The sequence below is a fragment of the Limnochorda sp. genome, from assembly GCF_047459355.1.
Lineage (GTDB): Bacteria > Bacillota > Limnochordia > Limnochordales > Limnochordaceae > Limnochorda.
On sequence record NZ_VSCV01000001.1, the window covers coordinates 30,102 to 53,294 of the forward strand.

The following is a 23,193-nucleotide window of genomic DNA, read 5'->3' on the forward strand; positions in this document are numbered from 1 at the left end:
TGCCTTTCAACCCCGTTTCCGCGATCTGGGGTCCCAGCTTTTGACACCTCGGTCCGCCCATCGGTATAATCGCCCCGGTCAGGGCGGGTCAGAAAAGAGGGATGACGTATGGCCGCAACCATTCTGGACGGCAAGGCCCTTGCCCAAGCGCGGCGGGCCCAGATCCAAGAGGAGGTCGCCCGTTTCCGGGCGGAGACCGGCATCCCGCCCGGTCTTGCGGTGGTCCTGGTGGGCGACGACCCCGCCTCCCGCATCTATGTGCGGAACAAGGAGCGGGCGTGCCAGGCGGTGGGCATCGCCTCGGAGCAACACCATCTGCCCAGCTCCACGTCCCAGGCCCAGCTCCTTTCACTGATCGACCGGCTCAACCGGGATCCCCGCATCCACGGCATCCTGGTCCAGCTCCCCCTGCCGCCCCACATCGATGAGCGGGCCGTCATTGAGGCCATCCACCCGGCCAAGGACGTGGACGGCTTCCACCCGGCCAACGTGGCCCGCCTGGTGTTGAATCAGGAAGGCCTGCGCCCCTGCACCCCGGCGGGCATCCTGGCGCTCCTGGACCACGCCGGGGTGCCGCTGGCGGGGACGGAGGCGGTGGTGGTGGGCCGGAGCAACATCGTCGGCAAGCCCCTGGCCATGATGCTCCTCCACCGGGACGCTACCGTTACCCTCTGCCACTCCCGCACCCGGGATCTGGCCGCCGTCTGCCGCCGGGCCGATCTGGTGGTGGCGGCGGTGGGGCGGGCGGAGCTGATCCGGGGTGACTGGATCAAGCCTGGCGCGGCCGTCATCGACGTGGGGATCAACCGGCAACCCGACGGCTCCCTCAAGGGAGACGTGGCCTTCGACGAGGCGGTCCAGGTGGCGGGGGCCATCACGCCGGTCCCCGGAGGGGTGGGGCCCATGACCATCACCATGCTTCTGGAGAACACCCTGCAGGCCGCGCGGCAGCTGGCCGCGGGGCCCTCAGAGGCCACCCGGTAGGACGAGCTCCACCCAGACGGGCAGGTGGTCGGAAGCTTGGGTTGGCGCCACGCCGCCGGCCACCTGCTGCCCGGCCAGTCCGGGGGAGAGCCAGATCTGGTCGATGCGGGCCGCCGGCTCCCACGCGGGATAGGTGGGGGGACCGTCGGCCAGCCCGTCGATCCAGGCCGGTGGGCCGGGGGCCCGCAGGGGCTCCAGCTCCGGCGCCTCGGGGAGGGCGTTGAAGTCGCCCAGGAGGATCCGGTAAGGCCCTCCCAAAGCGGCCCGGGCCTGAATCGCCTCCACCTGCTGGCGGCGCTCCTGCTGGTCGAGACCCAAGTGGACGCCGTACACCGTCCAGACCTGGCCATGGACATTGATGCGGGCCTCAATCATCACCCGCGCCTCGGAGCCCTGCCGGCGGGGCAGGGGGACGGTCTTGGCCTGGAGGATAGGGTACCGGCTCAAAAGCAGGTTGCCGTACTGGCGGGAGGGCCCGGGGAGATCCAAGGCAGGGGCGAAATGGGCGTAGGGCAGGCCCGTCAGCTCCTGGAGGACCGCCGGCTGATCCCGCAAGCCGGAACGGAGCCAGAACCGATCCACCTCGCTCAGGAAGACGATGTCTCCCTGGGCGATCGCCTGGGCCACCCGTTCGAGGGAGACCTGCCCGTCCAGGCCCAGCCCGTGGCGGATGTTGAAGGCCATCACCCGCACGGTGGGGCGGGAGGCGGAGGCGGGCTCCCGGGGCGTGACCGCCGGCGGCTCCTGGGCCTGGGGGGGTTCGGGCTGGGGGAGCGGCTGGGGCTCGAGGGTCTTGGGGACGGCCGGGCCGGCGGCAGGCGGGGTCGGAGCAGGTTCCTCCGGGGCTGGCTCGGCGGGCGCGGGCTGGACGGGAACAGGTGCACCGGGCACCGGCCGGGCGGGGGTCGGTTGGGCAGGAGCCGGCTCGCCGGCGGGCCCAGGGGCGGCCACCGCCGGAGACGCGGGCAGGAGCCCGTGGAGGAGGATCCCGGGGAGGGCCGTGGCGTACAGAAGGGTTCCGGCGAGGAGGATCACGGCCCAGAGCCCACGTTGCACCCCTTGTCCCCCTTTCCCGCCGAGCCGGTGGCAAGGCCCAGTGTTGGCAAGGTTCGGGACCGGTTTCCGGCGCCCCTGGTGGGAACCACTGGCAAGCACCTCCCTCCCCCGGAAGAAAGCGGTACGGGGTGCATAGACTAGGGGACGTGGACGTCCAGTCCTTCCAGTCCGAGAGGGGGGCATCCGAGTGATGCTCCAATGGGTGGCGGCAGCGGTGCTGGTGGTCCTGCTGATCTCCAACGCCTGGCTTCTCAAAGAGTTGGAAGCCCTCAAAGACCAGGTGCGCCGGTACCAGCGGGAGGTCGCCTCGCTGGATGACCGGGTCTGCGAGCTCATGTACGAGGTCGAGGAACGGACCGTCCCAGGGGCCCGGTAGGGGAAGACGGGCCAGACTGGGCGATCTCTGGGCAGAAGGGCCGGCTCCCGGGCAGACTACGCTCCGGAAAGGGGGCGTGCTGCTTGGACCAGAGGGTGCGGCGCCTGGGGATGGTGGCGGCCTTGGTGGGGCTTCTCGTCCTGGGGGCCGTCTATGGGACAAGCCAGTGGAAGGATGAGCCGGGGAGCCCCGGAGCGCCCCTGCCCGGCGGGGTGCCCGTGGGACGCTCCTCCCCCGATGCCCAGGTGGTCGAAGCGATTCGCCGGGTGGGACCCGCGGTGGTCAAAGTGTCGACGGAGCTGGCGGGGCCAGCCGACGAGCTCCTCGCGCCGCCGTTGGGCTTTAAGCTTCAAGGTCAAGGTTCCGGGATCGTCATCGACGACCAGGGCCATATCCTGACCAACCAGCATGTGGTGGAGGACGCGCAGACCATCACCGTCCAGTTTCCCGACGGCCATTCCTTCCCGGCCGTGCTGTTGGGGGCCGATCCTTGGGCCGACCTGGCCGTGCTCAAGGTGGAGGCCGACAAGCTCCCCCAAGCGCCCTTGGGCGATTCGGACCGGTTGGTGGTGGGCCAGAGCGTCATCGCCATCGGCAACCCCGTTGGCTTCGACTACTCGGTGACCGCGGGCATCATCAGCGCGCTCGGCCGGGATGTGGAGATCGACCCGGCCCGGCATCTCTTTCTGGAGAACATGATCCAGACCGATGCGGCCATTAACCCGGGGAACTCGGGTGGTCCCCTGGTCGACCTGGAGGGGCGGGTGATCGGGGTGACGACCGCAGTGGTCCGCACCCTGGAAGGGGTGGTGGCCGAAGGGCTCGGCTTCGCGGTGCCCATCAACCACGCCCTGGACTTGGCCCGCCAGATCATCGAACGGGGGAAGACCCTCCGCCTGGGGGTCCTGGGTGGCACCTTGACCCCTGAGATCCGGGACCTGATCGCCCAGGAGTTCGGCCAGGAGATCACCGTCAGCCGGGGTGCCTACATCACCCAGGTGATGCCCGACAGCCCAGCGGAACGGGCGGGGCTGCGGCCGGGGGATGTGGTGGTGGGGATCGACGGGGACCAGATCGAGGCGATGGAGGAGCTGCGCGACGCGGTGGTGGCCGCGGGCTTTGGGGGGCAGCTCACCCTCGAGGTGGCCCGGGGGGCCCAGCGGGTGAAGGTGGAGGTGGCGCTTGAGTAGAAGGTTTGCTTATTGAGAGTGGGAACAGGGCTCGAATTGACGGTCCTGGCTTTGGGAACCTATAATGGGTTTGCTCGCTTGGGCGCGAATTGTCACCCCTTAGATGCTGACGGGGGGGTTACCAGGGAGAGGATCGGGTGCGCTGGAACAAGATTTCCGACGCCGTCGTGCGCCGCCTTCCCCTCTACTTGAGGGTCTTGGATCAGGCGGTCCGCGACGGTGACAAGCGGCTCATGTCCTCGCAAGAACTGGGCGAGCGGGCCGGGGTGAGTCCCGCTCTGGTCCGGAAGGATCTGGCTTGGTTCGGCGAGTTCGGGAAGCAGGGCGTGGGGTACGAGGTTGCCTACCTGCGGGACGAGCTCCTGCGCATCCTGAATCTCGACAAGGTTGTCAACTTGGCTATCGTCGGCATGGGCGCCCTGGGCCATGCGCTGGCTCGGTACAGCATGGACCGATACCAGCGCGACTCGTACTACCAGCTGCGGGTGGCGGCCCTCTTCGACGCGGATCCGGAGAAGATTGGGGAGCAGGTGGGGAACCTGGTCATCCAGTCGGTGGACCGCCTGGAAGAGGTCCTGGAACGGGAGCGCATCCGCATGGTGGTGGTGGCCGTGCCCGCTTCGGCCGCGCAAGAGATCGTTGATCGGTGCGTGCGAGCGGGCGCCCGGGCCATCCTCAACTTCGCGCCGGTCCACGTGACCGCGCCGGAGCATGTCTACCTGGCACATACAGATCTGAGCCTGGAGTTGGAGCGTCTTGCCTACTACCTCGAAGACTAACCACTCGGCAGGGAACGGCAGCACGGGCCAGAAGGGAAGCCTGGCCCAGTACCAGGAGATCGTCGCCCTCGTCCAGGAGCCCATGCAGCAGACGGAGGCCCGGCTCGCGTCCGCCTTCGACGACGCCCCGCCGGAGGCCCGGCAGATGGCGCTCCACCTGGTCCAGGGGGGCGGCAAGCGGGTCCGCCCGCTCCTGGTCCTCCTCTCGGCCCGCCTCTTCACCGAGGACGTGCAGAAGGCGATTCCCGTGGCGGTGGCCGCGGAGATGATCCACATGGCCACTCTCGTCCACGACGATGTGATCGACGGGGCGGAACTCCGCCGGGGTCGGCCGACGGTGGGTCGTCTCTGGGGCAACGTCAACGCGGTTCTCTCGGGAGACGCGGTCTTGGCGCGGGCCCTCCTCTTGCTGGTCCAGGAGAGCACCCCGGCGATCGTGGAGATCATGTCGGAGATGCTCTACCAGATGTGCGAAGGGGAAATCGTCCAGAACGCGCGGGCCTCCAACCTGGACCAGGAGGAGGACGACTACTTTTACCGGATTGAGCGGAAGACGGCCCTCTTCTTCGCGGCCTGCTGCCAAAGCGGGGCCCTGGCGGTCGGGGCCCCGCCGGAGCTGGCCAAGCGCCTCTGGCATTTCGGCCGGGCCGTCGGCATGGCCTTCCAGGTGATCGATGACCTGCTGGACGTGGCGGGCGATGAGAAGGTCTTGGGGAAGCCGGCGGGCCAGGACCTGGCCGAGGGGATCCTCACCCTGCCGGTCCTCTACCTTCTGCGGCACCCCGAGCACGGGGAGCAGGTGCGGGCTCTCCTCAACGGCGGGACCCCCGATCCAGCGGCCATCGCGACCGTGGTGAAGCTGGCCCGAGAGAACGGCGCCCACGAGTACACCTACCAAACGGCCCGGCAGTTCGTCGACGAGGCCAAGGGCTGGCTGGAAGGGCTTCCCCCCACGCCGTTGAAGGAGGTCCTCATCTCCGTCGCCGATTTTAGCGTGGAGCGGCGGCTGTAGGCCCGCGCTGGCTCCGGGCGGCGGTCGGAACGGCTGGGAAGGGAGAGGTGCCGCCATGTTCAACGTGGGTCCCATGGAACTCCTGGTCATCTTGGTCCTCGCCCTCCTGATCTTCGGGCCGGGCAAGCTGCCCGAGGTGGGCGAGGCTCTCGGGAAGGCCATCAACGAGTTCCGCCGCGCGGTCCGGGTGGGGAGCGAGGAGATCACCCCGGCCCGGCCGGCGAGCCGCCCCAACCCGCCGGCCGGCCAGTCTTCGGGAGCGTCCAGTGCCGAGGACCCGCTCCAGCAGGTGGCTCGGGCCGAGGCGGGCGGCGCCGCGCACGAGAGCCAGGGCCAGGGGCCGGGCGAAGGGTCGTGACGCCGCGGTGAGTCTCTCTGAGAGCAGCCTGCCCACCATGCCCCTTTCGGGGCATTTGGCTGAACTCCGACGTCGGATTCTGGTGAGCGGTCTAGCGTGGTTGGCCGCGAGCGTGGCCGCCTGGCCTTTGGTGCCCGACGTGGTCTCCTTCCTGGCCAGTCAGGTGGGCCGCCTGGTCTTCGTCACGCCGGCGGAGGCCTTCGTCAGCATGGTGAAGATCGCGGCCATCTTGGGGCTCATCGCCGCCTCCCCCATCATCCTGGTGGAGGCGTGGCTCTTCGTTCTGCCCGGCCTCTTCCCCAACGAGCGGCGGCTGGTCTACCGCCTGGCCCCGGTGGTCATCCTCCTCTTTGTGCTGGGCATCCTCTTCAGCTGGTTTGTGATGCTCCCCTTCATGCTCACCTTCTTTCTGGGGTTCGAGACGGAACGGATCCACGCCACCATCACCATCTCCCGGTTTCTTTCCTTTCTGATCGGGGTGACCTTGCCCTTCGGGCTGGTCTTCCAGCTGCCCCTGATCACCTACACCCTCACCCGGGTGGGCGCCGTTTCCGCCCGGTTCTGGGGGCAGATGCGGCGGTACGTCATCCTCCTCGCCTTCATCATTGCCGCGATCTTGACCCCGCCCGATCCCGTCTCCCAGACCCTCTTGGCCATCCCCCTCCTCCTCCTGTACGAGGTCGGGGCATGGGTGGCCCGGATGGCCGAGCGGCGCCGGCGCCGGCCCGCCCTCCTGCCGGAGGAGGTGGAGCCGTGATGGCCCGCTCCCGGCGCCTCCAGGACCAGACGGTCTTGGTCACCCGGAGCTGGGAGCAGGCCCAGGAGCTGGCCCGGCGGCTGGAGGCGGAGGGGGCGCGGGCGCTCCTGTTCCCCACCATTGCCATCCGCCCGCCCGCCTCCCCCCAAGCCCTGGCGGAAGCCCTGAAGGCCTTGGACCGCTACCGGTGGCTGGTCCTCACCAGCCCCAACGGGGTGGAGGCCGTCCGCCGAGCCCTGGAGGGGATGGGCCGGGACGGGGCCGCCCTCCGCCGGGTGCAGGTGGCCGCCGTCGGTCCGGGGACGGCCGAGGCCCTGCGGGCCTGGGGGGTGGAGCCCGACCTGGTGCCCGCCCGCTTCGAGACGGAGGCCTTGGCCGAGGCTCTGGTGGACAAGGGGGTGGCGGGGGCGGCGGTCCTCATCGCCCGCTCCCTCCTGGGTTCTCCTGAGCTGGTGCGCCGGCTCCACGAGGCTGGCGCCCGGGTGACGGAGGTGGAGGCCTACCGGGTGGTGCCCGGCGGGGAGGAGCGGGGCCTGCCGCCCGAGAAGGTTCGCGAGGCCTTGGACCAAGGGGGCATCGACTGGGTGACCCTGACCAGCCCCTCCACCGTCACAGGCCTCATCCAGCGGCTGGGGACCTGGCAGCCCGCCTGGTCCGCCCGGACGCGGGTGGCCTGTATCGGCCCCGTCACCGCCCGCCGGTGCCGGGAGCTGGGGGTGCCGGTGGATCTGGAAGCGCCCGTTTCCAGCGTGGAGGGGTTGGTGGCGGCCTTGAGTCAAGCCGCAGGACGAAGGAGGGGGAGCCGATGACCACAGGATGGCCCGGGGGCTTTCCCCAGCGCCGGATGCGCCGGCTGCGCCGGACGGAGACCATCCGGCGCATGGTCCGGGAGACGTGGGTGCGGCCGGACCACTTGATCCTGCCCCTCTTTGTCCGCCCGGGGCGGGGGATCCAGGAGCCGGTGCCTTCCATGCCGGGGGTCTTCCGCTGGTCCGTCGACCGGGTGGTGGAGCCGGCCCGGGAAGCCTGGGAGCTGGGGGTGCCTGCCGTCATCCTCTTCGGGCTGCCCGAGCGGAAAGACGACGAGGGCAGCGAGGCCTGGCGGGAGGACGGGGTTGTTCAGCAGGCCGTCCGTGCCTTGAAGGAGGTCCTGCCGGAGCTGGTGGTCATCACCGATGTCTGTCTCTGCGAGTACACCAGCCACGGCCACTGCGGGGTGCTGGAGGGGGGCGAGGTGGCCAACGACGCTTCCCTCGAGCGGCTGGCCCGCACGGCCCTCTCCCATGCCCGGGCGGGGGCCGACTGGGTGGCCCCCAGTGACATGATGGACGGCCGGGTGGGCGTCATCCGGCGGGCCCTGGATGAGGCCGGCTTCCACGAGGTAAGCATCCTGGCCTACTCGGCCAAGTATGCCTCCGCCTTCTACGGGCCCTTCCGGGAGGCGGCCGACTCGGCCCCCGCCTTCGGGGACCGGCGGGGGTACCAGATGGACCCGGCCAACGCCCGGGAAGCCCTTCTGGAGGTGGAGCTGGATGGGGCCGAAGGGGCCGATCTGGTCATGGTGAAGCCCGCCCTGCCTTACCTGGACGTGATCCACCAGGTGCGGCAGCGGACCACCCTGCCGGTGGTCGCCTACCAGGTGAGCGGGGAGTACGCCATGCTGAGGGCCGCCGGGCGACTGGGCTGGCTGGATGAGGTCCAGGCCATGCGGGAGAGCTTGACCGCCATCCGGCGGGCAGGCGCCGATCTGATCATCACCTACGCCGCGCTGGAGTATGCCCGGGCTTGGCGCCGGGAGTTGGGGGGCGGGGAGGCATGAGCCGGTCGGAGGCCCTCTATGCCGAGGCCTGTCGCTGGATGCCGGGAGGGGTGAACAGCCCCGTCCGAGCGTTCCGGGCCGTGGGCGGGGTGCCGCCCTTCATCGCCCGGGGGGAGGGGGCCCGGGTCTTTGATGTGGACGGGCGGTCCTACATCGATTATGTGGGTTCCTACGGTCCTTTGATCCTGGGCCACGCGGAGCCCCGGGTGGTGGAAGCCATCGCCCAGGCAGCCCGCACGGGGACCACCTTCGGCGCTCCCACCGAAGGGGAGGTGGCCCTGGCCCAGCTGTTGGTGGAGGCGGTCCCCTCCCTGGAGCAGGTCCGGCTGGTCAACTCGGGGACGGAGGCGACCATGAGCGCCATCCGCCTCAGCCGGGCGGCCACAGGCCGGACGGGGATCGTCAAGTTCCGGGGCGGCTACCACGGGCATGTGGACGCCCTCTTGGTGGAGAGCGGCTCCGGGGCGTCCACCCTCGGCGTGCCCTCCAGCCCCGGCATCCCGGCGGCGGTGGTCGCGGAGACCCACGTGTTGCCGTACAATGATCTGGATGCGGCTGAAGCCCTCTTCGCCCAGCGGGGGGACCAGATTGCCTGCGTCATCGTGGAGCCGGTGGCGGGCAATATGGGGCTCATCCCGCCGGAGCCCGGGTTTCTGGCGGGGCTGCGGCGGTTGACGGAAGAGCACGGAGCCCTCCTCATCTTCGATGAGGTGATCACCGGCTTCCGGGTTGCCTTCGGGGGCGCCCAGACCCTCTACGGGGTCCTGCCCGATCTGACCTGCTTGGGCAAGATCATCGGTGGTGGCCTGCCCATCGGCGCTTACGGCGGGCGCCGGGAGCTCATGGAACAGGTGGCCCCCGCGGGCCCTGTCTACCAGGCGGGCACCCTGTCGGGGAATCCGGTGGCGGTCGCGGCTGGCCTGAAGACCTTGCAGATCCTGAAGGAGGAGAACCCCTACCCGGCCCTGGAGGCCAAGGGGGCCCTCCTGGCCCAGGGGTTGGCCGAGGCGGCCCAGGAGGCGGGCGTCCCGGTTCAGATCCACCAGGTCGGCTCCCTCTTGGGGCTCTTCTTCTCCGAGGCCCCGGTCCGGAACGCAGCCGACGTGGCGGCCAGCGACGGGGAGGCCTTCCGGCGTTTCTTCCACGCCATGCTGGCCGGGGGGGTCTATCTGGCTCCTTCGCCCTGGGAGGCCTGGTTTCTCTCGACGGCCCACGGGGAGGCCGACATCGAGCAGACGGTGGAGGCGGCCCGCCAGGCCTTCCGCCTGGCGGCCGAGGGTTCGAGGCTGGCTTGACTGGCACGGGGAGGTGCAGGCGGTGCAGCACATCGCCGGAAAGAGGCCTTTGGGCCGGCATGTGGACCAGCTGGAGGTGGGCGAGAAGGCGACCTTCACCCAGCGGGTGGAGGAGCGGGATGTCTACCTGTACATGGGGCTGACCAATGACCTGAATCCCATCTACGTGGACCGGGATTACGCCCAGCGGACCGACGCGGGGGAGCCGGTGGTGCCCGGGATCCTGCTGGCCGCCCAGGTGGTGGCCGCCATCACCAGCGAACTGCCAGGGCCGGGGACCATCACCGCTCACCAGACCTTCCGGTTTGTGGCACCCGCCCGGTGCGGGGATGTCCTCACCACCGAGCTGGAAGTGGTCGCCGTCGATCCCGAGAAGAACCGGGCCACCATCAAGAGCGTGACGTGGAGCCAGGCGGGCCACCCCATTTTGCTGGCCGAGTCCGAGGTGGTTCCGCCGCCCCGGCTCAAGTCCGTGTTGACCCACGCCTTCGAGGATTACGACTAAGCGCGGCCGGTGACCGGCAAGGACGGAGGGAGCGCAGGTGGAGCAGACCTTCATCATTATCAAGCCTGAGGCGGTCCAGCGGGGCTTGGTGGGGGAGATCCTCCGCCGCTTTGAGGCCAAGGGCCTGAAGATCCGACGCTTGGAGATGCGCCAGATCTCGGAGGAGGTGGCCCGGGAACACTACGGGCACCACGCGGACAAGCCCTTCTTCCCCGAGCTCCTCCAGGCCATCACCGCCGGCCCGGCGGTGCTCGGGGTTCTCGAAGGCCCCGACTGCATCCGGCACGTGCGGAACCTGGTGGGGGCCACCAACCCGCTGGAGGCCCAACCGGGGACCATCCGGGGCGATTTCGCCACCGAGCTGCCCTACACCATCGTCCATGCGGCCGACTCCCCAGAAGCGGCGGCCGCCGAGATCCAGAGGTTCTTCGGTTCGTAGGGCAGGGAGCCGGCCCGTCCGGGCCCGAAAGAGGGAGGCCGGGCTTGGCCAGGGGCTGGGGGGGCAGGCAGGATTTATTGGATTTTGACGGCCTGCCTGCTATACTACCTTCTGCATGCCTGCTGGCCGCCATACCAGCATCAGTGCGAACCTGACGCCGCAGGCACGACCATGCAGCCAGTACAGGAGGAGTCCAGGTGCTTCCCACGCCCAAGAGGTTCACCTTGGTGGCCGGCGGGGCCGAGGGCCCGAGCCCCCTCAATGCCTTTGACAACGCCTTGCTCGTCGCTGGAGTGGGCAATCTGAACTTGATCCGGGTCTCCAGCATCCTTCCTCCGGGAGCCCAGGAGGCCGAGACCCTGATGGTGCCCCCCGGCTCCTTGCTGCCCATCGCGTACGGTTCGGCCATCTCGGAGGAGCCCGGAACCCGGGTGGCCGCCGCGGTGGCGGTCGGCCTGAGCCCCGACACCTTCGGGGTGATCATGGAGTACGGGGGCCAGTGCAGCAAGGAGGAGGCCGAGGCCGAGGTCCGCCGCCGGGTGGAGGAGGCCTTCAAGCATCGGGGCCTTCCGCTGGTGGAGATCCGCTCCATCGCGGTGGATCACGTGGTGGAGCAGATCGGCTGCGCCTTCGCAGGTTGCGCCCTCTGGTACTGAGCCTGACCCCGCTCCCCGGCCCGAGCCTGCCGGTTCGGGCGGCACTGGCCGGGAGCGGGGCAGATGGGTAAAGGAGGTGGGCCGGTCCGAGCCGGCGTCGAATGGATCTGTGGTTTACTGAGGAGCAAACGCCCCTTCTGACCATCGGGTTGAAGGTTCGGAAGGTGCTGGAGTACCGCCAGACCGGGTACCAGGAGTTGGCCGTCCTGGAGACGGAACAGTACGGCCGGATGCTCGTTCTGGACGGCTGCATCCAGACGACGGAGGTGGACGAGCCTTCCTACCACGAGATGCTCGTCCACGTGCCCATGGCGACCCATCCCAACCCCCGGCGGGTGGCCGTGGTGGGCGGCGGTGACGGGGGCTCCATCCGGGAGATGCTGAAGCACCCCTCGGTGGAGGAAGCGGTCCTCATCGAGATCGATGCGGGCGTGGTGGAGGCGGCCAAGCGCTGGCTCCCCTCCCTGTCCAGCGGCCTGGAGGACAAGCGGGTCCAGATCGTCCACACCGACGGGAAGGAGTACATGGCCAAGGTGGCCCAAGGGGAGCTGCCCCCCTTTGACGTGGTGGTGGTCGACTCCACCGATCCGGTGAAGGCGGCCACGGGGCTCTTCAGCGAGGCGTTTTACCAGACCGTGCGGCAGGCCCTCAACCCCGACGGCATCCTGGTGGCCCAGACCGAGTCGCCTTGGGTCAACCAAGACCTGGTGACCGGCACCTACCAAGCCATGGCCCGAACCTTCCCCTTGGCCCGGCTCTACCTCTCGGTGGTGCCCACCTACCCCGGTGGGCTCTGGTGCTTCGCCCTGGGCAGCCTGGGTCCCGATCCCCTCGAGCCCCAGGGGAAGCCCCCGCAGGGCCCGTGCAAGTACTACACGCCGGAGCTCCACAAGGCCGCCTTTGTGCTGCCGGCCTTCGTTCAGGAGCTGATCGGCGGGTGAGCCGCCGGTGGCTCGCCATCGAGCGGGTGCCCGAGAGCCCCTTCCTCGAGGCCCGGGCCTCCTATGAGGAGGCAGGCCCCGTCCTCCTGGGCCTGCCCCTCGACGCCACCGTCAGCTTCCGGCCGGGAACCCGGTTCGGGCCGGCCCGGATCCGGGCGGTCAGCGAGGGGTTGGAAAGTTACAGCCCGGTCCTGGACCGGGACCTGACCGACGTGGCGCTGCACGATGGCGGGAGCCTGCTGCTCCCTTACGCCCAGGTGGAGACCGCCCTCGACCGGATCGAAGAGGCGGTCTCCGTGCTGGTGGAGGAGGGGCGCTGGCCCTTCCTCCTGGGCGGCGAGCACCTGGTCACCCTGGGGGTGCTCCGGGCCCTGGCCCAGCACTACCCCGACCTGGTGGTGATCCAACTCGACGCCCATGCCGATCAGCGGGACGTCTACCTGGGTGAGCGGCTCTCCCACGCGACGGTGATGCGTCGGGCGGGCGAGCTCTTGGGCCCGGAGCGGATCTACCAGGTGGGGATCCGCTCAGGCGACCGGGAGGAGATGGCCTGGGCCCGGGCCCACAGCCGGCTCCTCCCCGCGGACCCCGGCGAGGCCTTGGCCGCCCTGGCGGCCTTGCCCCGGGAGTTGGGCGACCGGCCCGTCTACGTGACCATCGACCTGGACGTGGTCGACCCCGGCCTGGCGCCGGGCGTGGGGACGCCCGAGCCGGGTGGCTGGACGGGGAGCCAGCTCCTCGCCGCCATCTATACCCTCCAGCCGCTGAACGTGGTGGGGTGTGATCTGGTGGAGCTCTCGCCGCCCCACGACGGGCCGGGGGAGGCGGCGGCCTTCCTGGCGGCCAAGGTGGTGCGGGAGGCCCTCCTGGCGTGGGCGGCACCTGCCGGGGGTCGGCCCTGACCCCAGGGGCGGGCGGCCCGGGCGCGAAGGCCCCAGGTGAGAAAGGAAGCGATGACGTGGATCTGCTGGGACGGTGGAAGGCAGAGCTCAAAGAGGCGATCGAGCAGGCCCTGAGTCGGGCGGAGGCGGCGGGCCGGATCCGGTTGGACGGGGAGCGGTCCTTTGAGGTGGAGGTGCCCCGGGAGAAGGCCCACGGTGATTTCTCCACCAACGCCGCCCTCGCTCTGGCCCGGGCGGCCAAGACCAAGCCCCGGGACCTGGCCCAGGTCCTGGTGGAGGAGCTGGATCTCGGGAGCCTGGGTGTGGAGCGGGTCGAGGTGGCAGGTCCGGGGTTCATCAACTTCTACCTCCACCGGGGGTGGCTCCACCAGGTGATCCCCCTCATCCTGGCCAACCCCGACCGGTACGGTGAGAGCCGAACGGAGCATCCCGAGCGGATTCTCATCGAGTACGTGAGCGCCAACCCCACCGGGCCCATGAACGTGGTCAATGCCCGGGCCGCGGTGGTGGGGGATGTCCTGGCCCGGTGCCTGGCCGCGGTGGGCCACCAGGTGGCCACCGAGTACTACGTCAACGACGCGGGCCGGCAGGTGGATCTCTTTGCCGCGACGGTGGAGGCCCGCTGCCGGGAGCTGAAGGGCGAACCCTTCGAGCTGCCCGAGGACGGTTACCAGGGCGAGGACGTGCGGGAGATCGCCCGGGAGCTCCTGGCCGACTACCCCGACCTGTTGGAGTGGGAGCCCGAAGCCCGGCGGGCCTTCCTCCGACGGGAGGCGCCCGATCGGGTGGTGGCCCAGCAGAAGGCCGACCTGGAGCGGTACCGGGTCCGCTTCGACCGCTGGTTCCGGGAGCGGGACCTGCACGAGGCGGGGAAGGTGGACGCGGTGGTCCAGCGCTACCAGGAACGGGGGATGAGCTACGAGGAGGACGGGGCCGTCTGGCTGGCCACCAGCCGCTTCGGCGATGAGAAGGACCGGGTGCTGATCAAGAGCGACGGGATCCCAACCTACTTCCTGGCCGACATCGCCTACCATCAGGACAAGTTCGAGCGAGGCTTCGACCGCCTCATCGACATCTGGGGGCCGGACCACCACGGCCACATCGTCCGGACCAAGGCCGCCTTGGAGGCCCTAGGGTATCCCGCCGACCGGCTTGAGGTGCTCCTCTTGCAGCTGGTCACCCTTACCCGGGGCGGTGAGCCGGTCCGCATGTCCAAGCGGGCGGGGGAGTACGTCACCCTCGAGGACCTCTTGGACGAGGTGGGGGTGGACGCGGCCCGGTTCACCTTCCTCACCCGGAGCCTGGACGCTCACCTGGATTTCGATCTGGAGCTGGCGGTACGGCAGTCGGACGAGAACCCGGTCTACTACGTCCAGTACGCCCATGCCCGGATTTGCAGTGTCTTCCGGCAAGCCTTCGGTGAAGGGGCCGATCCGGCCCAGCACCTGCCCGACCCGGAGCAGACCGACCTCACGGTCCTGGCCAGCGACGAGGAGGACGACCTCCTCCGCCACCTGGTCGCCTTCCCGTCGGAGGTCCGCCTCGCCGCGGAACGAAGGGAGCCGCACCGGTTGGCCTTCTACGCCATGGAGCTGGCCCGTCGCTTCCACACCTTCTATGCGCACCACCGGATTCTGGGCGAGGCGCCCCAGGTGGAGGCGGCCCGGCTCCTTCTGGCCCGGGCCACCCAGCTCACCCTGCGCCGGGTCTTGGGGATGATGGGCGTCACCGCCCCGGAACGGATGTGACGGCAGGATCGGGTGTTGAGGCGCCCTCCGCCGCCGGCGGAGGGCGCCTGCGCGTCTCGTGCTGCGGTTGCCCAGGTCTGTCGGCCTGCCTTCCTTTTACGGCGCGGCCTGAAGGGTGATGGGACCGTTGGTGGTGGTGGCCACGAGCCGGGCTGGCCGTTGGGGACAACTCTGGCTTGGCGGGGCGGGAGGCTCTGCTATAATAGGCCGAGGGCACCCTCTGGGGTGGTTGGATCCCGCCGGCCGGTGCGCCCCGTAGACGTGGAAGGAGGGCGCCGATGTCGACCAAGTACATCTTCATCACCGGCGGGGTGGTGTCGAGCCTGGGCAAAGGGATCACCGCTGCTTCGCTCGGCCGGTTGCTCAAGAGTCGGGGCCTCTCCGTCGCCATCCAGAAGCTGGATCCGTACATCAACGTCGACCCCGGGACCATGAGCCCGTTCCAACACGGGGAGGTCTTCGTCACCGCCGACGGGGCTGAGACCGACCTGGACCTGGGCCACTACGAGCGGTTCATCGACGAGGATCTGACCCAGCTCTCCAACGTCACCGCCGGCAAGATCTACTGGTCCATCATCACCAAGGAGCGCCGGGGCGACTTTCTGGGCCGGACGGTGCAGGTCATCCCCCACGTCACCAACGAGATCAAAGAGCGGATCCTCCAAGTGGCCAAGGAACGCCGGGTGGACGTGGTCATCGTGGAGGTCGGGGGTACGGTGGGGGACATCGAAAGCCTCCCCTTCCTGGAGGCGATCCGGCAGCTCAAGGGCGAGCTGGGCCGGGAGCATTGCCTGTATGTCCACGTCACCTTGGTGCCCTACATCAAGGCGTCCCGGGAGCTGAAGACCAAACCGACCCAGCACAGCGTCAAGGAGCTCCGAAGCCTCGGCATCCAGCCCGACATCATTGTCTGTCGGTCGGAGCAGCCCCTGCCTGAAGAGGTGCGGACCAAGATCGCCCTCTTCTGCGACATCGATCCCCGGGCGGTCATCCCCAACCAGGATGTGGAGACCATCTATGAGGTGCCCCTCCTCCTGGAAGAGGCAGGTTTGGATCAGATCGTCATTGAGAAGCTGAACCTGCCCGCCGGGGAGCGGGACCTGGCCGAGTGGCGGGCGATGGTGGAGCGGATGCGCCATCCTCGCCACGAGGTGGAGATTGCGGTGGTGGGCAAGTACGTGGCGGCGCCCGACGCGTACCTGAGCGTTGTCGAGGCCCTCACCCACGGCGGGGCCGCGCACGACACCCGAGTAAAGATCCGCTGGGTGCCGTCGGAGGACCTGGAACATCAGCCGGCTGACAGGGTCCTGGACGGGGTCGACGGCATCCTGGTGCCGGGAGGCTTTGGCAGCCGAGGGGTCGAGGGGATGGTGGTGGCCGCCCGCTACGCCCGGGAGCGGAAGATCCCGTACTTCGGCATCTGCCTGGGCATGCAGGTGGCGGTCATCGAGATCGCCCGGAACGTTTGCGGCCTAGAGGGGGCCAACTCTTCCGAGTTCGACCCGGACACCCCCCACCCGGTGGTGGATCTGATGCCTGACCAGGCCGATGTGGACAACTTGGGCGGGACCATGCGGTTGGGGCTCTACCCCTGCGTGCTGGAGGAAGGGAGCTTGAGCCGGGAGCTGTACGGCGAGGCAGTGGTCTACGAGCGCCATCGCCACCGGTTTGAGCTGAACAACGCCTACCGTTCGGTCCTGGCCGACGCGGGCCTCCGGTTCGTGGGCGCCTCGCCCGACGGGCGGCTGGTGGAGATGGTGGAGCTGCCGGACCATCCGTGGTTCATCGGCTGCCAGTTCCATCCGGAGTGGCGGTCCCGCCCGAACCGCCCGCACCCCCTCTACCGTGGCTTTGTCGGGGCCGCGCTCGCCTTCCGGGAAGCCCGCCAGCTGGAAGGGAGCGGCAAACCCCTGGCGGATGGGCTTGGGCTCCGCTAGAAGTCGTGTAGGCGATGTGTTAGAATGACCACAGACGGCAGATCCGGGGGTGAGCCCAGTGGTCAGAATGAAGGTGAAGGTCGTCGGGATCGACCAGAACAGTATGATGCCTGTTGTGGTGATCACAGACGCCGAAGAAAAGGGGTTCATTCCCATCCTCATCGGTCCTGCCGAGGCTCAGGCGATCAGTATTCAGCTGGAGGGTTTGAAGCCCCCTCGTCCCATTACCCATGACCTCCTCAAGAACATGCTGGACACCTTGAACACCAAGGTGGATCGGGTGGTCATCAGCGATCTCAAGGACGAGACCTACTATGCCAAGATCTACATGAAGAGCCGGGACGGTGAGCTGGTCGTTGACGCCCGGCCCAGCGATGCCATCGCCCTTGCCTTGAGGTCGGACAGCCCGATCTACGTCTCCGAGGAGGTCGCGGCGAAGGCGTTGATCGCCAACAAGCCGATCGACGACGACGAGATGGAGGCGTTTCGGAAGTTCCTGGAAGGCCTCACGCCAGGCGATTTTGAGCGGCATCTGAACAAGGGCTGAACCTCTCAGCGCCCCGGGGTGCACCACCCCGGGGCGTCTTCGACACCCGCTGCGTTGGACCCCTCCCGCCGCGTCGAGAGGGCAGGAATCCTGCCGCCGGTAAAGAAGGAATTGCCGCCTGCCGTGCGAAACTACTGAGCCGGTTCGGGTAGGGGTGACGGGGACGTGGTGATCCACACGGAGCGGGTGGTTCTCTTCTGGTGTCCCAACTGTGGTCGCCCGTCCCGGCGCCGGTTCACCCTCTTCGACGTCGCCCCACCCTGCTCGGAGAGCCTTTCCTGCTCGTGCGGCACGCCCGTGGGACGCCTTTCGCGCGGCCGGCGGGGATGGACCCTGGAGGCCGCCTGCCGCTCGTGTGGTGAGTGGCACAGCCTCACCTTTGAACACCGGCAGCTGGCCCGAGCCCAACTGGTGAGCCTCACCTGTCCCGGCGTCCGGTCCGAGCTGGGGCTGGTTGGCGAAGAGGCGCTGGTCGCCAGCCTCGAGACGGTGCTCCGCAAAGCCGTGGGGAGAGGGTAACACCCCTGCTCGCGCTGTCGGGCAGGGCAAGATGCAGGGCATCCGGCGGTCCGAGAACTTGGTGCCCTGAAACCCGCCAGGCCCGATCCGGGCTGAGAAGGTCGAGCGGTTCATACGTGAAGGACAACCTGCGGAACATATGGATGGAGACCGGTCTCCCTCACGCACGTCTTCCCCGTGCCGCCAGCTTGGTCGATCATCACTGTGGGCCTTCTCGCGCGCACAGCCCTTCGGAGCCGGATGCAAGGAGGAGTTCGGAGTGAACATTTCAGAGCTGCAGTCGAAGACTGCTGTGGAGCTGCAAGAACTGGCCAAAGAGCTGGGCTTGAACGGAGCGACCAAGCTTAGGAAGAACGACCTGGTCCTGGCCATCATGAAGAAGCAGGCGGAGAAGGAGGGGCTGCTCTTCGCCCACGGAATCCTGGAGATCCTGCCCGATGGGTACGGCTTCCTCCGGGTGAACGGCTACGAGCCGAGCCCCGATGACGTGTACGTGTCGCCCTCCCAGATCCGCCGCTTCGGGCTGCGCACCGGGGATCTGGTCACCGGCCAGGTCCGCCGGCCCAAGGAAGGGGAACGGTACCACGCCCTCCTCCGGGTTCTGGCGGCCAACATGATGGATCCCGAGAAGGCGGCCAAGCGGCCCGAGTTCGACAAGCTGACCCCCATCTACCCCAACGAGCGATTGCGCCTGGAGGTGGAAGGGTCGGGGGATGTGGCCACCCGCCTCATGGACATCATCGCACCGCTCGGGAAGGGTCAACGGGGCATGATCGTCTCCCCGCCCAAAGCCGGTAAGACCACCGTCCTCAAGAAGATCGCCAACAGCATCAGCATCAACCACCCGGAAGTCCACCTGATGGTCCTCCTCATCGATGAGCGGCCCGAGGAAGTGACGGACATGAAGCGGTCCGTCAACGGCGAGGTGATCAGCTCCACCTTCGACGAGCCGCCGGAAAACCACGTCCGGGTGGCTGACCTGGTCCTGGAGCGGGCCCGGCGTCTGGTCGAGCAGAAGGTGGATGTGGTCATCCTCCTCGACAGCATCACCCGCTTCGCCCGAGCCCACAACCTGGTGGTGCCGCCCAGCGGACGCACCCTTTCGGGCGGTGTGGACCCGGCGGCGCTCCACAGGCCCAAGCGCTTCTTCGGAGCGGCCCGGAACATCGAGGAGGGCGGCAGCCTGACCATCATCGCCACCGCGCTCATCGAGACGGGCTCCAGGATGGATGAGGTGATCTACGAGGAGTTCAAGGGAACGGGGAACATGGAGCTCCACCTGGACCGGAAGCTGGCCGAACGCCGGATCTTCCCCGCCATCGACATCTACCGGTCGGGGACCCGCAAGGAAGAGCTCCTCCTCTCGCCCGAGGAGCTGGAGATGACCTGGATCCTGCGCCGGGTGCTGGCCAATCTGGGCACGGCGGAGACCACCGATCTCATCATCGACCGCCTGACCCACACCAAGAACAACCGAGAGTTCATCGACATGATCATCCACTCCCAGTTCGCCGAGAATGTCCGGGCGTAAGGGGAACCTCCATTGAACCTTGCCTCCAACTCCCTGGCGGCCACCGGGCCCCTTCTAGGGAGGAAAAGCTGTCGCTGCCCCGAAAGCATAAGGGCCGGATGGTGAAGAGGGGCGCAGCCGTCGCCCCGCTTGGACGCTGGCGCCGGGGGGAGGCAACCGATGGAGGCGAGGACGCCCAGAAGCGTCGCAGCCCTTCTGTTCGCCGTCGCGTTGCTGACGGCGGTAACCGTGGGAGGAGGACGGCGAGACCTCCCGGCAGAAGGGGGTCCGGCGCCTGCGGATGAGTGGCGACTGACCCACGAGGTCTACCAGGATGTGTACGCCCAGGTGGCCCAGGCCCCTGAGGTGGCCCTGGCCCGTGAGGCAGAGGCCACGCCCGATCCGAGCCTCGACGCCCGCCTGCCGGCCGATGAGGCCGTGGAGACCCTGATCACCGACCGGGGCGACCCGGCCGACCCAGCCCAGGAGGCGCCAGCGGAGCCGGCGGCGGAGGTCCCGGCCCCACCCACCCGGTTCGAGCTGCTCAAGCACTCGGTCCAGCGGGGCGAGAGCTTCTGGACCATTGCCCGTCAGTATGGGATCGACGTCGATACCCTCACCGCGGCCAACGAGGGGATCGATCCCACCCGCCTGCAGCCGGGCCAGCAGATCGTGGTGCCCAACATGAAGGGGGCCTTGCACACCGTCGCCCAGGGGGACACCCTGTGGGATCTGGCCCGGCTCTACCAGACCGACCTGCAGGAGATCGTCCGGGTCAACGGCCTGGAAGACCCCTCCCGGCTCCGGCCGGGGACCGTCCTCCTCATCCCCGGGGCCCAGGCCCTGGTGGCGCAGCGCCTGCTCCTGGTGGACTCCAACGGGCGCCTGCGACGGGCCTTCGATTGGCCCGTGCGGGGGCGGATCTCCTCCCGCTTCGGACCTCGCTGGGGCCGGATGCATGAGGGGCTGGACATCGCCGTCAACACCGGGACCCAGGTGCGGGCCTCCGCCGATGGGGTGGTCCGCTTCGCCGGCTGGAACGGCGGCTACGGGTACCTGGTGGTGATCGATCACGGCCGGGGGATCGAGACCCGGTACGCCCACAACTCACGGATTCTGGTGCGGCGGGGCCAGCGGGTCAAGCGGGGCGAGGTCATCGCCCTGAGCGGCTCCACTGGCAACTCCACGGGCCCCCACGTCCACTTCGAGATCCGCCAGAACGGGAAAGCGGTGGATCCCCTGCGGTACCTGCGCTAAGCAGGCAGCGGTTGCCTCCGGCCTCTTCCCGTTGCGGCCCGGCCCGGGGCGTGATAGAATCGGTCCGGCGTAGAGGAAGGGAGGGAGCCATGTGAAGGCGGGGATCCATCCTGAATACCATCGGGTCACCGTCACGTGCGCGTGCGGCAACACCTTCGAGACGGGTTCGACCCATCCCGGTCCCATCCGGGTGGAGATCTGTTCCCAGTGCCACCCCTACTACACGGGGACGCGGCAGCGGACCGTCCGGGGTGGGCGGGTGGAACGGTTCCAGCGCCGGTACGGCCAGAAGGCCCAGGCCTGAGACCCGTTGCTGCGGGGGTGGCCTGCCTCCGTTGACGGGCTTCCACACCGCAGCTATAATTCGCCCGTAAGTGCGGCTCTGTGCAGCCAACCAATCCCCATCGCGCCGGGCCACCCTGAACCGTCGGGGTGGTTGACCTGTACCCTGAGGGCGGTCGACCCGGCAGGTGGTCGCGCGCTCTGAAGGCGTACTCACTTTACCGGCGAAAGGAAGGCCGTGGTGCATGAGTGATCAGCAGGAAATCCTCCTGACCAAAGAGGGTCTCGCGCGGTTGGAGAGCGAGCTGGAGATGCTCAAAACCCAGAAGCGTCGGGAGGTGGCTGAGCGGATCAAGGCGGCCCGTGAGCTTGGGGACATCTCGGAGAACAGCGAGTACGACGACGCCAAGAACGAGCAGGCCTTTATCGAGGGCCGCATTGCCGCCCTGGAGAAGACCCTGCGCCGGGCCCGGGTGGTGAGCATGGACGAGGCCGACGCCGGCGTGGTGGTCTTGGGCAGCCGGGTCCGGGTGCGGGACCTGGAGCTGGGCGAGGAGATGGAGTACCGGGTGGTCGGCTCGGCCGAGGCCGATCCGACGGAGAACCGGATCTCCAACGAATCGCCGGTTGGGAAAGCCTTGATGGGCCAACGGGCAGGGACGGTCGTGACCGTGAAGGTCCCCGACGGGACCATCCAGCTGGAGATCCTCGAGGTTTTGAACGAGTGACCATGGACCGGCCGGGCCGGGAGCCCGGCCGGTCGAGCGAGGGGGTGCCTGCGACGTCGGACATGATCCGTCGGCAGGACGGCGACTCGGAGCTCTTGAGGTTGGACGAGCACCGGCTGGCCAAGCTGGAAAGCCTGCGGGCGCGGGGTGTGGAGCCCTACGGGGGCGCTTTTGCGCGCACCCACCAGATCGCCGAACTCGTGACTGATTTTGACCGGCTGGCCGGAAGCCGGTGCCGGGTGGCCGGCCGGCTCATGGCCCGGCGCGTCCATGGCAAGGTGGGCTTCGGGGACCTTCAGGACGGGAGCGGCACCATCCAGCTCTACCTGCGGGAGGACCGGATGGGCCCGGAGGCCTACGGCCTCTGGAATGAGCTGGACATGGGGGACATCGTTGGTGTGGAGGGTGAGTTGGTACGGACCCGGCGGGGCCAGATCAGCATCGATGTGGACCAGCTGACCCTCCTCACCAAGTCCTTGGCCTCCCTGCCCGATAAGTGGCACGGGCTCCGGGATGTGGAGGTGCGGTACCGCCAACGGTACGTGGACCTCATCGTCAACCCGGAGGTAAAGGAGGTCTTCCGCCGGCGCAGCCAGATCATCACCGGCATCCGCCGCTTCCTGGTGGACCGGGGGTTCCTGGAGGTGGAGACGCCCATCCTGCACCCCATCCCCGGGGGGGCCAACGCCCGTCCCTTCGTCACCTACCACAACGTGCTGGACGCAGAGCTGTACCTGCGCATTGCGCCGGAGCTCTACCTGAAGCGGTTGCTGGTGGGCGGCTTCGAGAAGGTTTTTGAGATCGGGAAGAACTTCCGGAACGAGGGCATCTCCACCACCCACAACCCGGAGTTCACCGCCATGGAGTGCTACGAGGCCTACGCCGACGCGGAGGCCATGATGAAGCTCACCGAGGAACTGGTGGCCGCCTTGGCCGAGGAGGTCTGCGGCTCCCGCCAGGTCACCTTCCAGGGACGGGTCTACGACGTGACCCCGCCCTGGCCCCGGGTGCCCATGATCGAGGCGGTCCGCCAGCAGACCGGGGTGGACCTGCGGGGCGCGTCGGACCAAGAGGCCCGGGAGCAGGCGGCCGCCTTGGGGGTGGAGGTTCCCCCGACGGCCAGCCTCGGTGAGGTGGTCTTCGAGATCTTCGAGCGGAAGGTGGCCGATCACCTCCACGGACCCGTCTTCATCACCGACTTTCCCGTGGAGGTGTCGCCGCTGGCCCGGCGGAAGGAGGACGCCCCCGCCTGGGTGGACCGGTTTGAGCCCTACGTGGCCGGCTGGGAGATCGGCAACGGCTTCTCCGAGCTCACCGACGCGCTGGACCAGGCGGCCCGGTTCCGCCACCAGGCCCAACTCCGGGCCCAGGGCGACGAAGAGGCCCATTTCATGGACGAGGATTTCGTGCGCGCGCTCCAGGTGGGGATGCCACCGGCCGGGGGCCTGGGGATCGGCGTCGACCGGCTGGTCATGTTCCTCACCAACCAGACCTCCATCCGGGAGGTACTCCTCTTCCCCCACCTGCGCCCCAAGGCTTAGGCGGGGATGGCGCGTCGGGGCTTGACAGGACCGCTCCAGCGGGCTACACTTATCA

At 68.7% G+C, this 23,193-nt stretch carries 25 protein-coding genes; 24 read left to right on the forward strand and 1 reads right to left on the reverse strand.

Going from position 1 to position 23,193, the window contains the following annotated elements:
• The first annotated feature begins 108 nt into the window (after positions 1-108).
• Positions 109-984, forward strand: a complete 876-nt coding sequence (folD, locus tag FWJ67_RS00160; RefSeq protein ID WP_304173753.1) for a bifunctional methylenetetrahydrofolate dehydrogenase/methenyltetrahydrofolate cyclohydrolase FolD — start codon at positions 109-111, stop codon at positions 982-984.
• Here the strand turns inward: folD and FWJ67_RS00165 are convergent.
• Positions 967-2,040, reverse strand: coding sequence for an endonuclease/exonuclease/phosphatase family protein (locus FWJ67_RS00165; protein WP_304173755.1), 1,074 nt, complete (start codon positions 2,038-2,040; stop codon positions 967-969). The genes folD and FWJ67_RS00165 overlap by 18 nt on opposite strands.
• A gap of 187 nt (positions 2,041-2,227) precedes the next feature.
• On the opposite strand from FWJ67_RS00165, the gene FWJ67_RS00170 reads away from it, so the two are divergent.
• From FWJ67_RS00170 to lysS, 23 genes are all read left to right on the forward strand, one after another.
• Positions 2,228-2,416, forward strand: coding sequence for a hypothetical protein (locus tag FWJ67_RS00170; protein WP_304173757.1), 189 nt, complete (start codon positions 2,228-2,230; stop codon positions 2,414-2,416).
• Positions 2,417-2,499: 83 nt separating this feature from the next.
• Positions 2,500-3,606 carry a S1C family serine protease gene (locus tag FWJ67_RS00175; RefSeq protein ID WP_414481829.1) on the forward strand — a complete coding sequence of 369 codons (1,107 nt, stop codon included), beginning with the start codon at positions 2,500-2,502 and terminating at the stop codon, positions 3,604-3,606.
• A 137-nt stretch (positions 3,607-3,743) separates the two neighbouring features.
• A complete protein-coding gene (locus tag FWJ67_RS00180) occupies positions 3,744-4,385 on the forward strand; it encodes a redox-sensing transcriptional repressor Rex (protein ID WP_304173761.1) in 642 nt (213 codons plus the stop codon).
• Complete coding sequence (locus FWJ67_RS00185; protein ID WP_304173764.1) at positions 4,363-5,397, forward strand: polyprenyl synthetase family protein; 1,035 nt, start codon at positions 4,363-4,365, stop codon at positions 5,395-5,397. Before FWJ67_RS00180 ends, FWJ67_RS00185 begins: the two co-directional genes overlap by 23 nt.
• 55 nt (positions 5,398-5,452) lie before the next feature.
• On the forward strand, positions 5,453-5,755 hold the full coding sequence (gene tatA, locus FWJ67_RS00190; RefSeq protein ID WP_304173766.1) for a twin-arginine translocase TatA/TatE family subunit: 303 nt from the start codon (positions 5,453-5,455) through the stop codon (positions 5,753-5,755).
• 7 nt (positions 5,756-5,762) lie between these two features.
• Complete coding sequence (tatC, locus tag FWJ67_RS00195; RefSeq protein WP_414481828.1) at positions 5,763-6,512, forward strand: twin-arginine translocase subunit TatC; 750 nt, start codon at positions 5,763-5,765, stop codon at positions 6,510-6,512.
• Complete coding sequence (locus tag FWJ67_RS00200; RefSeq protein ID WP_304173908.1) at positions 6,512-7,321, forward strand: uroporphyrinogen-III synthase; 810 nt, start codon at positions 6,512-6,514, stop codon at positions 7,319-7,321. Before tatC ends, FWJ67_RS00200 begins: the two co-directional genes overlap by 1 nt.
• The gene (hemB, locus tag FWJ67_RS00205; RefSeq protein ID WP_414481827.1) at positions 7,318-8,331 is read left to right on the forward strand and encodes a porphobilinogen synthase; all 1,014 of its coding nucleotides are present in this window, start codon (positions 7,318-7,320) and stop codon (positions 8,329-8,331) included. The genes FWJ67_RS00200 and hemB overlap by 4 nt, the downstream gene beginning before the upstream one ends.
• Positions 8,328-9,626 (forward strand): glutamate-1-semialdehyde 2,1-aminomutase, encoded by a 1,299-nt coding sequence (gene hemL / locus FWJ67_RS00210; RefSeq protein WP_304173773.1) that lies wholly within the window; start codon positions 8,328-8,330, stop codon positions 9,624-9,626. The genes hemB and hemL overlap by 4 nt, the downstream gene beginning before the upstream one ends.
• Before the next feature lie 22 nt (positions 9,627-9,648).
• Positions 9,649-10,131 carry a MaoC family dehydratase gene (locus FWJ67_RS00215; RefSeq protein ID WP_304173775.1) on the forward strand — a complete coding sequence of 161 codons (483 nt, stop codon included), beginning with the start codon at positions 9,649-9,651 and terminating at the stop codon, positions 10,129-10,131.
• Positions 10,132-10,168: 37 nt separating this feature from the next.
• Positions 10,169-10,570 carry a nucleoside-diphosphate kinase gene (gene ndk / locus FWJ67_RS00220; protein ID WP_304173777.1) on the forward strand — a complete coding sequence of 134 codons (402 nt, stop codon included), beginning with the start codon at positions 10,169-10,171 and terminating at the stop codon, positions 10,568-10,570.
• A 197-nt stretch (positions 10,571-10,767) separates the two neighbouring features.
• Positions 10,768-11,226 carry a pyruvoyl-dependent arginine decarboxylase gene (locus tag FWJ67_RS00225; RefSeq protein WP_304173779.1) on the forward strand — a complete coding sequence of 153 codons (459 nt, stop codon included), beginning with the start codon at positions 10,768-10,770 and terminating at the stop codon, positions 11,224-11,226.
• A 101-nt stretch (positions 11,227-11,327) separates the two neighbouring features.
• Positions 11,328-12,167, forward strand: coding sequence for a polyamine aminopropyltransferase (gene speE / locus FWJ67_RS00230; protein ID WP_304173781.1), 840 nt, complete (start codon positions 11,328-11,330; stop codon positions 12,165-12,167).
• The gene (speB, locus tag FWJ67_RS00235) at positions 12,164-13,069 is read left to right on the forward strand and encodes an agmatinase (RefSeq protein ID WP_414481826.1); all 906 of its coding nucleotides are present in this window, start codon (positions 12,164-12,166) and stop codon (positions 13,067-13,069) included. The genes speE and speB overlap by 4 nt, the downstream gene beginning before the upstream one ends.
• Before the next feature lie 56 nt (positions 13,070-13,125).
• Positions 13,126-14,817, forward strand: coding sequence for an arginine--tRNA ligase (argS, locus tag FWJ67_RS00240; RefSeq protein WP_304173785.1), 1,692 nt, complete (start codon positions 13,126-13,128; stop codon positions 14,815-14,817).
• 278 nt (positions 14,818-15,095) lie between these two features.
• Complete coding sequence (locus tag FWJ67_RS00245) at positions 15,096-16,754, forward strand: CTP synthase (RefSeq protein WP_414482510.1); 1,659 nt, start codon at positions 15,096-15,098, stop codon at positions 16,752-16,754.
• A gap of 67 nt (positions 16,755-16,821) precedes the next feature.
• Complete coding sequence (locus FWJ67_RS00250; protein ID WP_414481832.1) at positions 16,822-17,301, forward strand: bifunctional nuclease family protein; 480 nt, start codon at positions 16,822-16,824, stop codon at positions 17,299-17,301.
• A gap of 165 nt (positions 17,302-17,466) precedes the next feature.
• Positions 17,467-17,820, forward strand: coding sequence for a hypothetical protein (locus FWJ67_RS00255; RefSeq protein WP_304173791.1), 354 nt, complete (start codon positions 17,467-17,469; stop codon positions 17,818-17,820).
• A gap of 259 nt (positions 17,821-18,079) precedes the next feature.
• Positions 18,080-19,351, forward strand: coding sequence for a transcription termination factor Rho (gene rho / locus FWJ67_RS00260; protein ID WP_414482511.1), 1,272 nt, complete (start codon positions 18,080-18,082; stop codon positions 19,349-19,351).
• A 159-nt stretch (positions 19,352-19,510) separates the two neighbouring features.
• Positions 19,511-20,587, forward strand: a complete 1,077-nt coding sequence (locus tag FWJ67_RS00265; protein ID WP_414482512.1) for a peptidoglycan DD-metalloendopeptidase family protein — start codon at positions 19,511-19,513, stop codon at positions 20,585-20,587.
• A 91-nt stretch (positions 20,588-20,678) separates the two neighbouring features.
• A complete protein-coding gene (gene rpmE, locus FWJ67_RS00270; RefSeq protein WP_304173796.1) occupies positions 20,679-20,891 on the forward strand; it encodes a 50S ribosomal protein L31 in 213 nt (70 codons plus the stop codon).
• Between the two features lie 223 nt (positions 20,892-21,114).
• Positions 21,115-21,597: a transcription elongation factor GreA gene (gene greA / locus FWJ67_RS00275; protein WP_304173798.1), complete on the forward strand. Its 483-nt coding sequence runs from the start codon at positions 21,115-21,117 to the stop codon at positions 21,595-21,597.
• A 62-nt stretch (positions 21,598-21,659) separates the two neighbouring features.
• The gene (gene lysS, locus FWJ67_RS00280; protein ID WP_414481821.1) at positions 21,660-23,138 is read left to right on the forward strand and encodes a lysine--tRNA ligase; all 1,479 of its coding nucleotides are present in this window, start codon (positions 21,660-21,662) and stop codon (positions 23,136-23,138) included.
• The last annotated feature ends 55 nt before the right edge of the window (positions 23,139-23,193 follow it).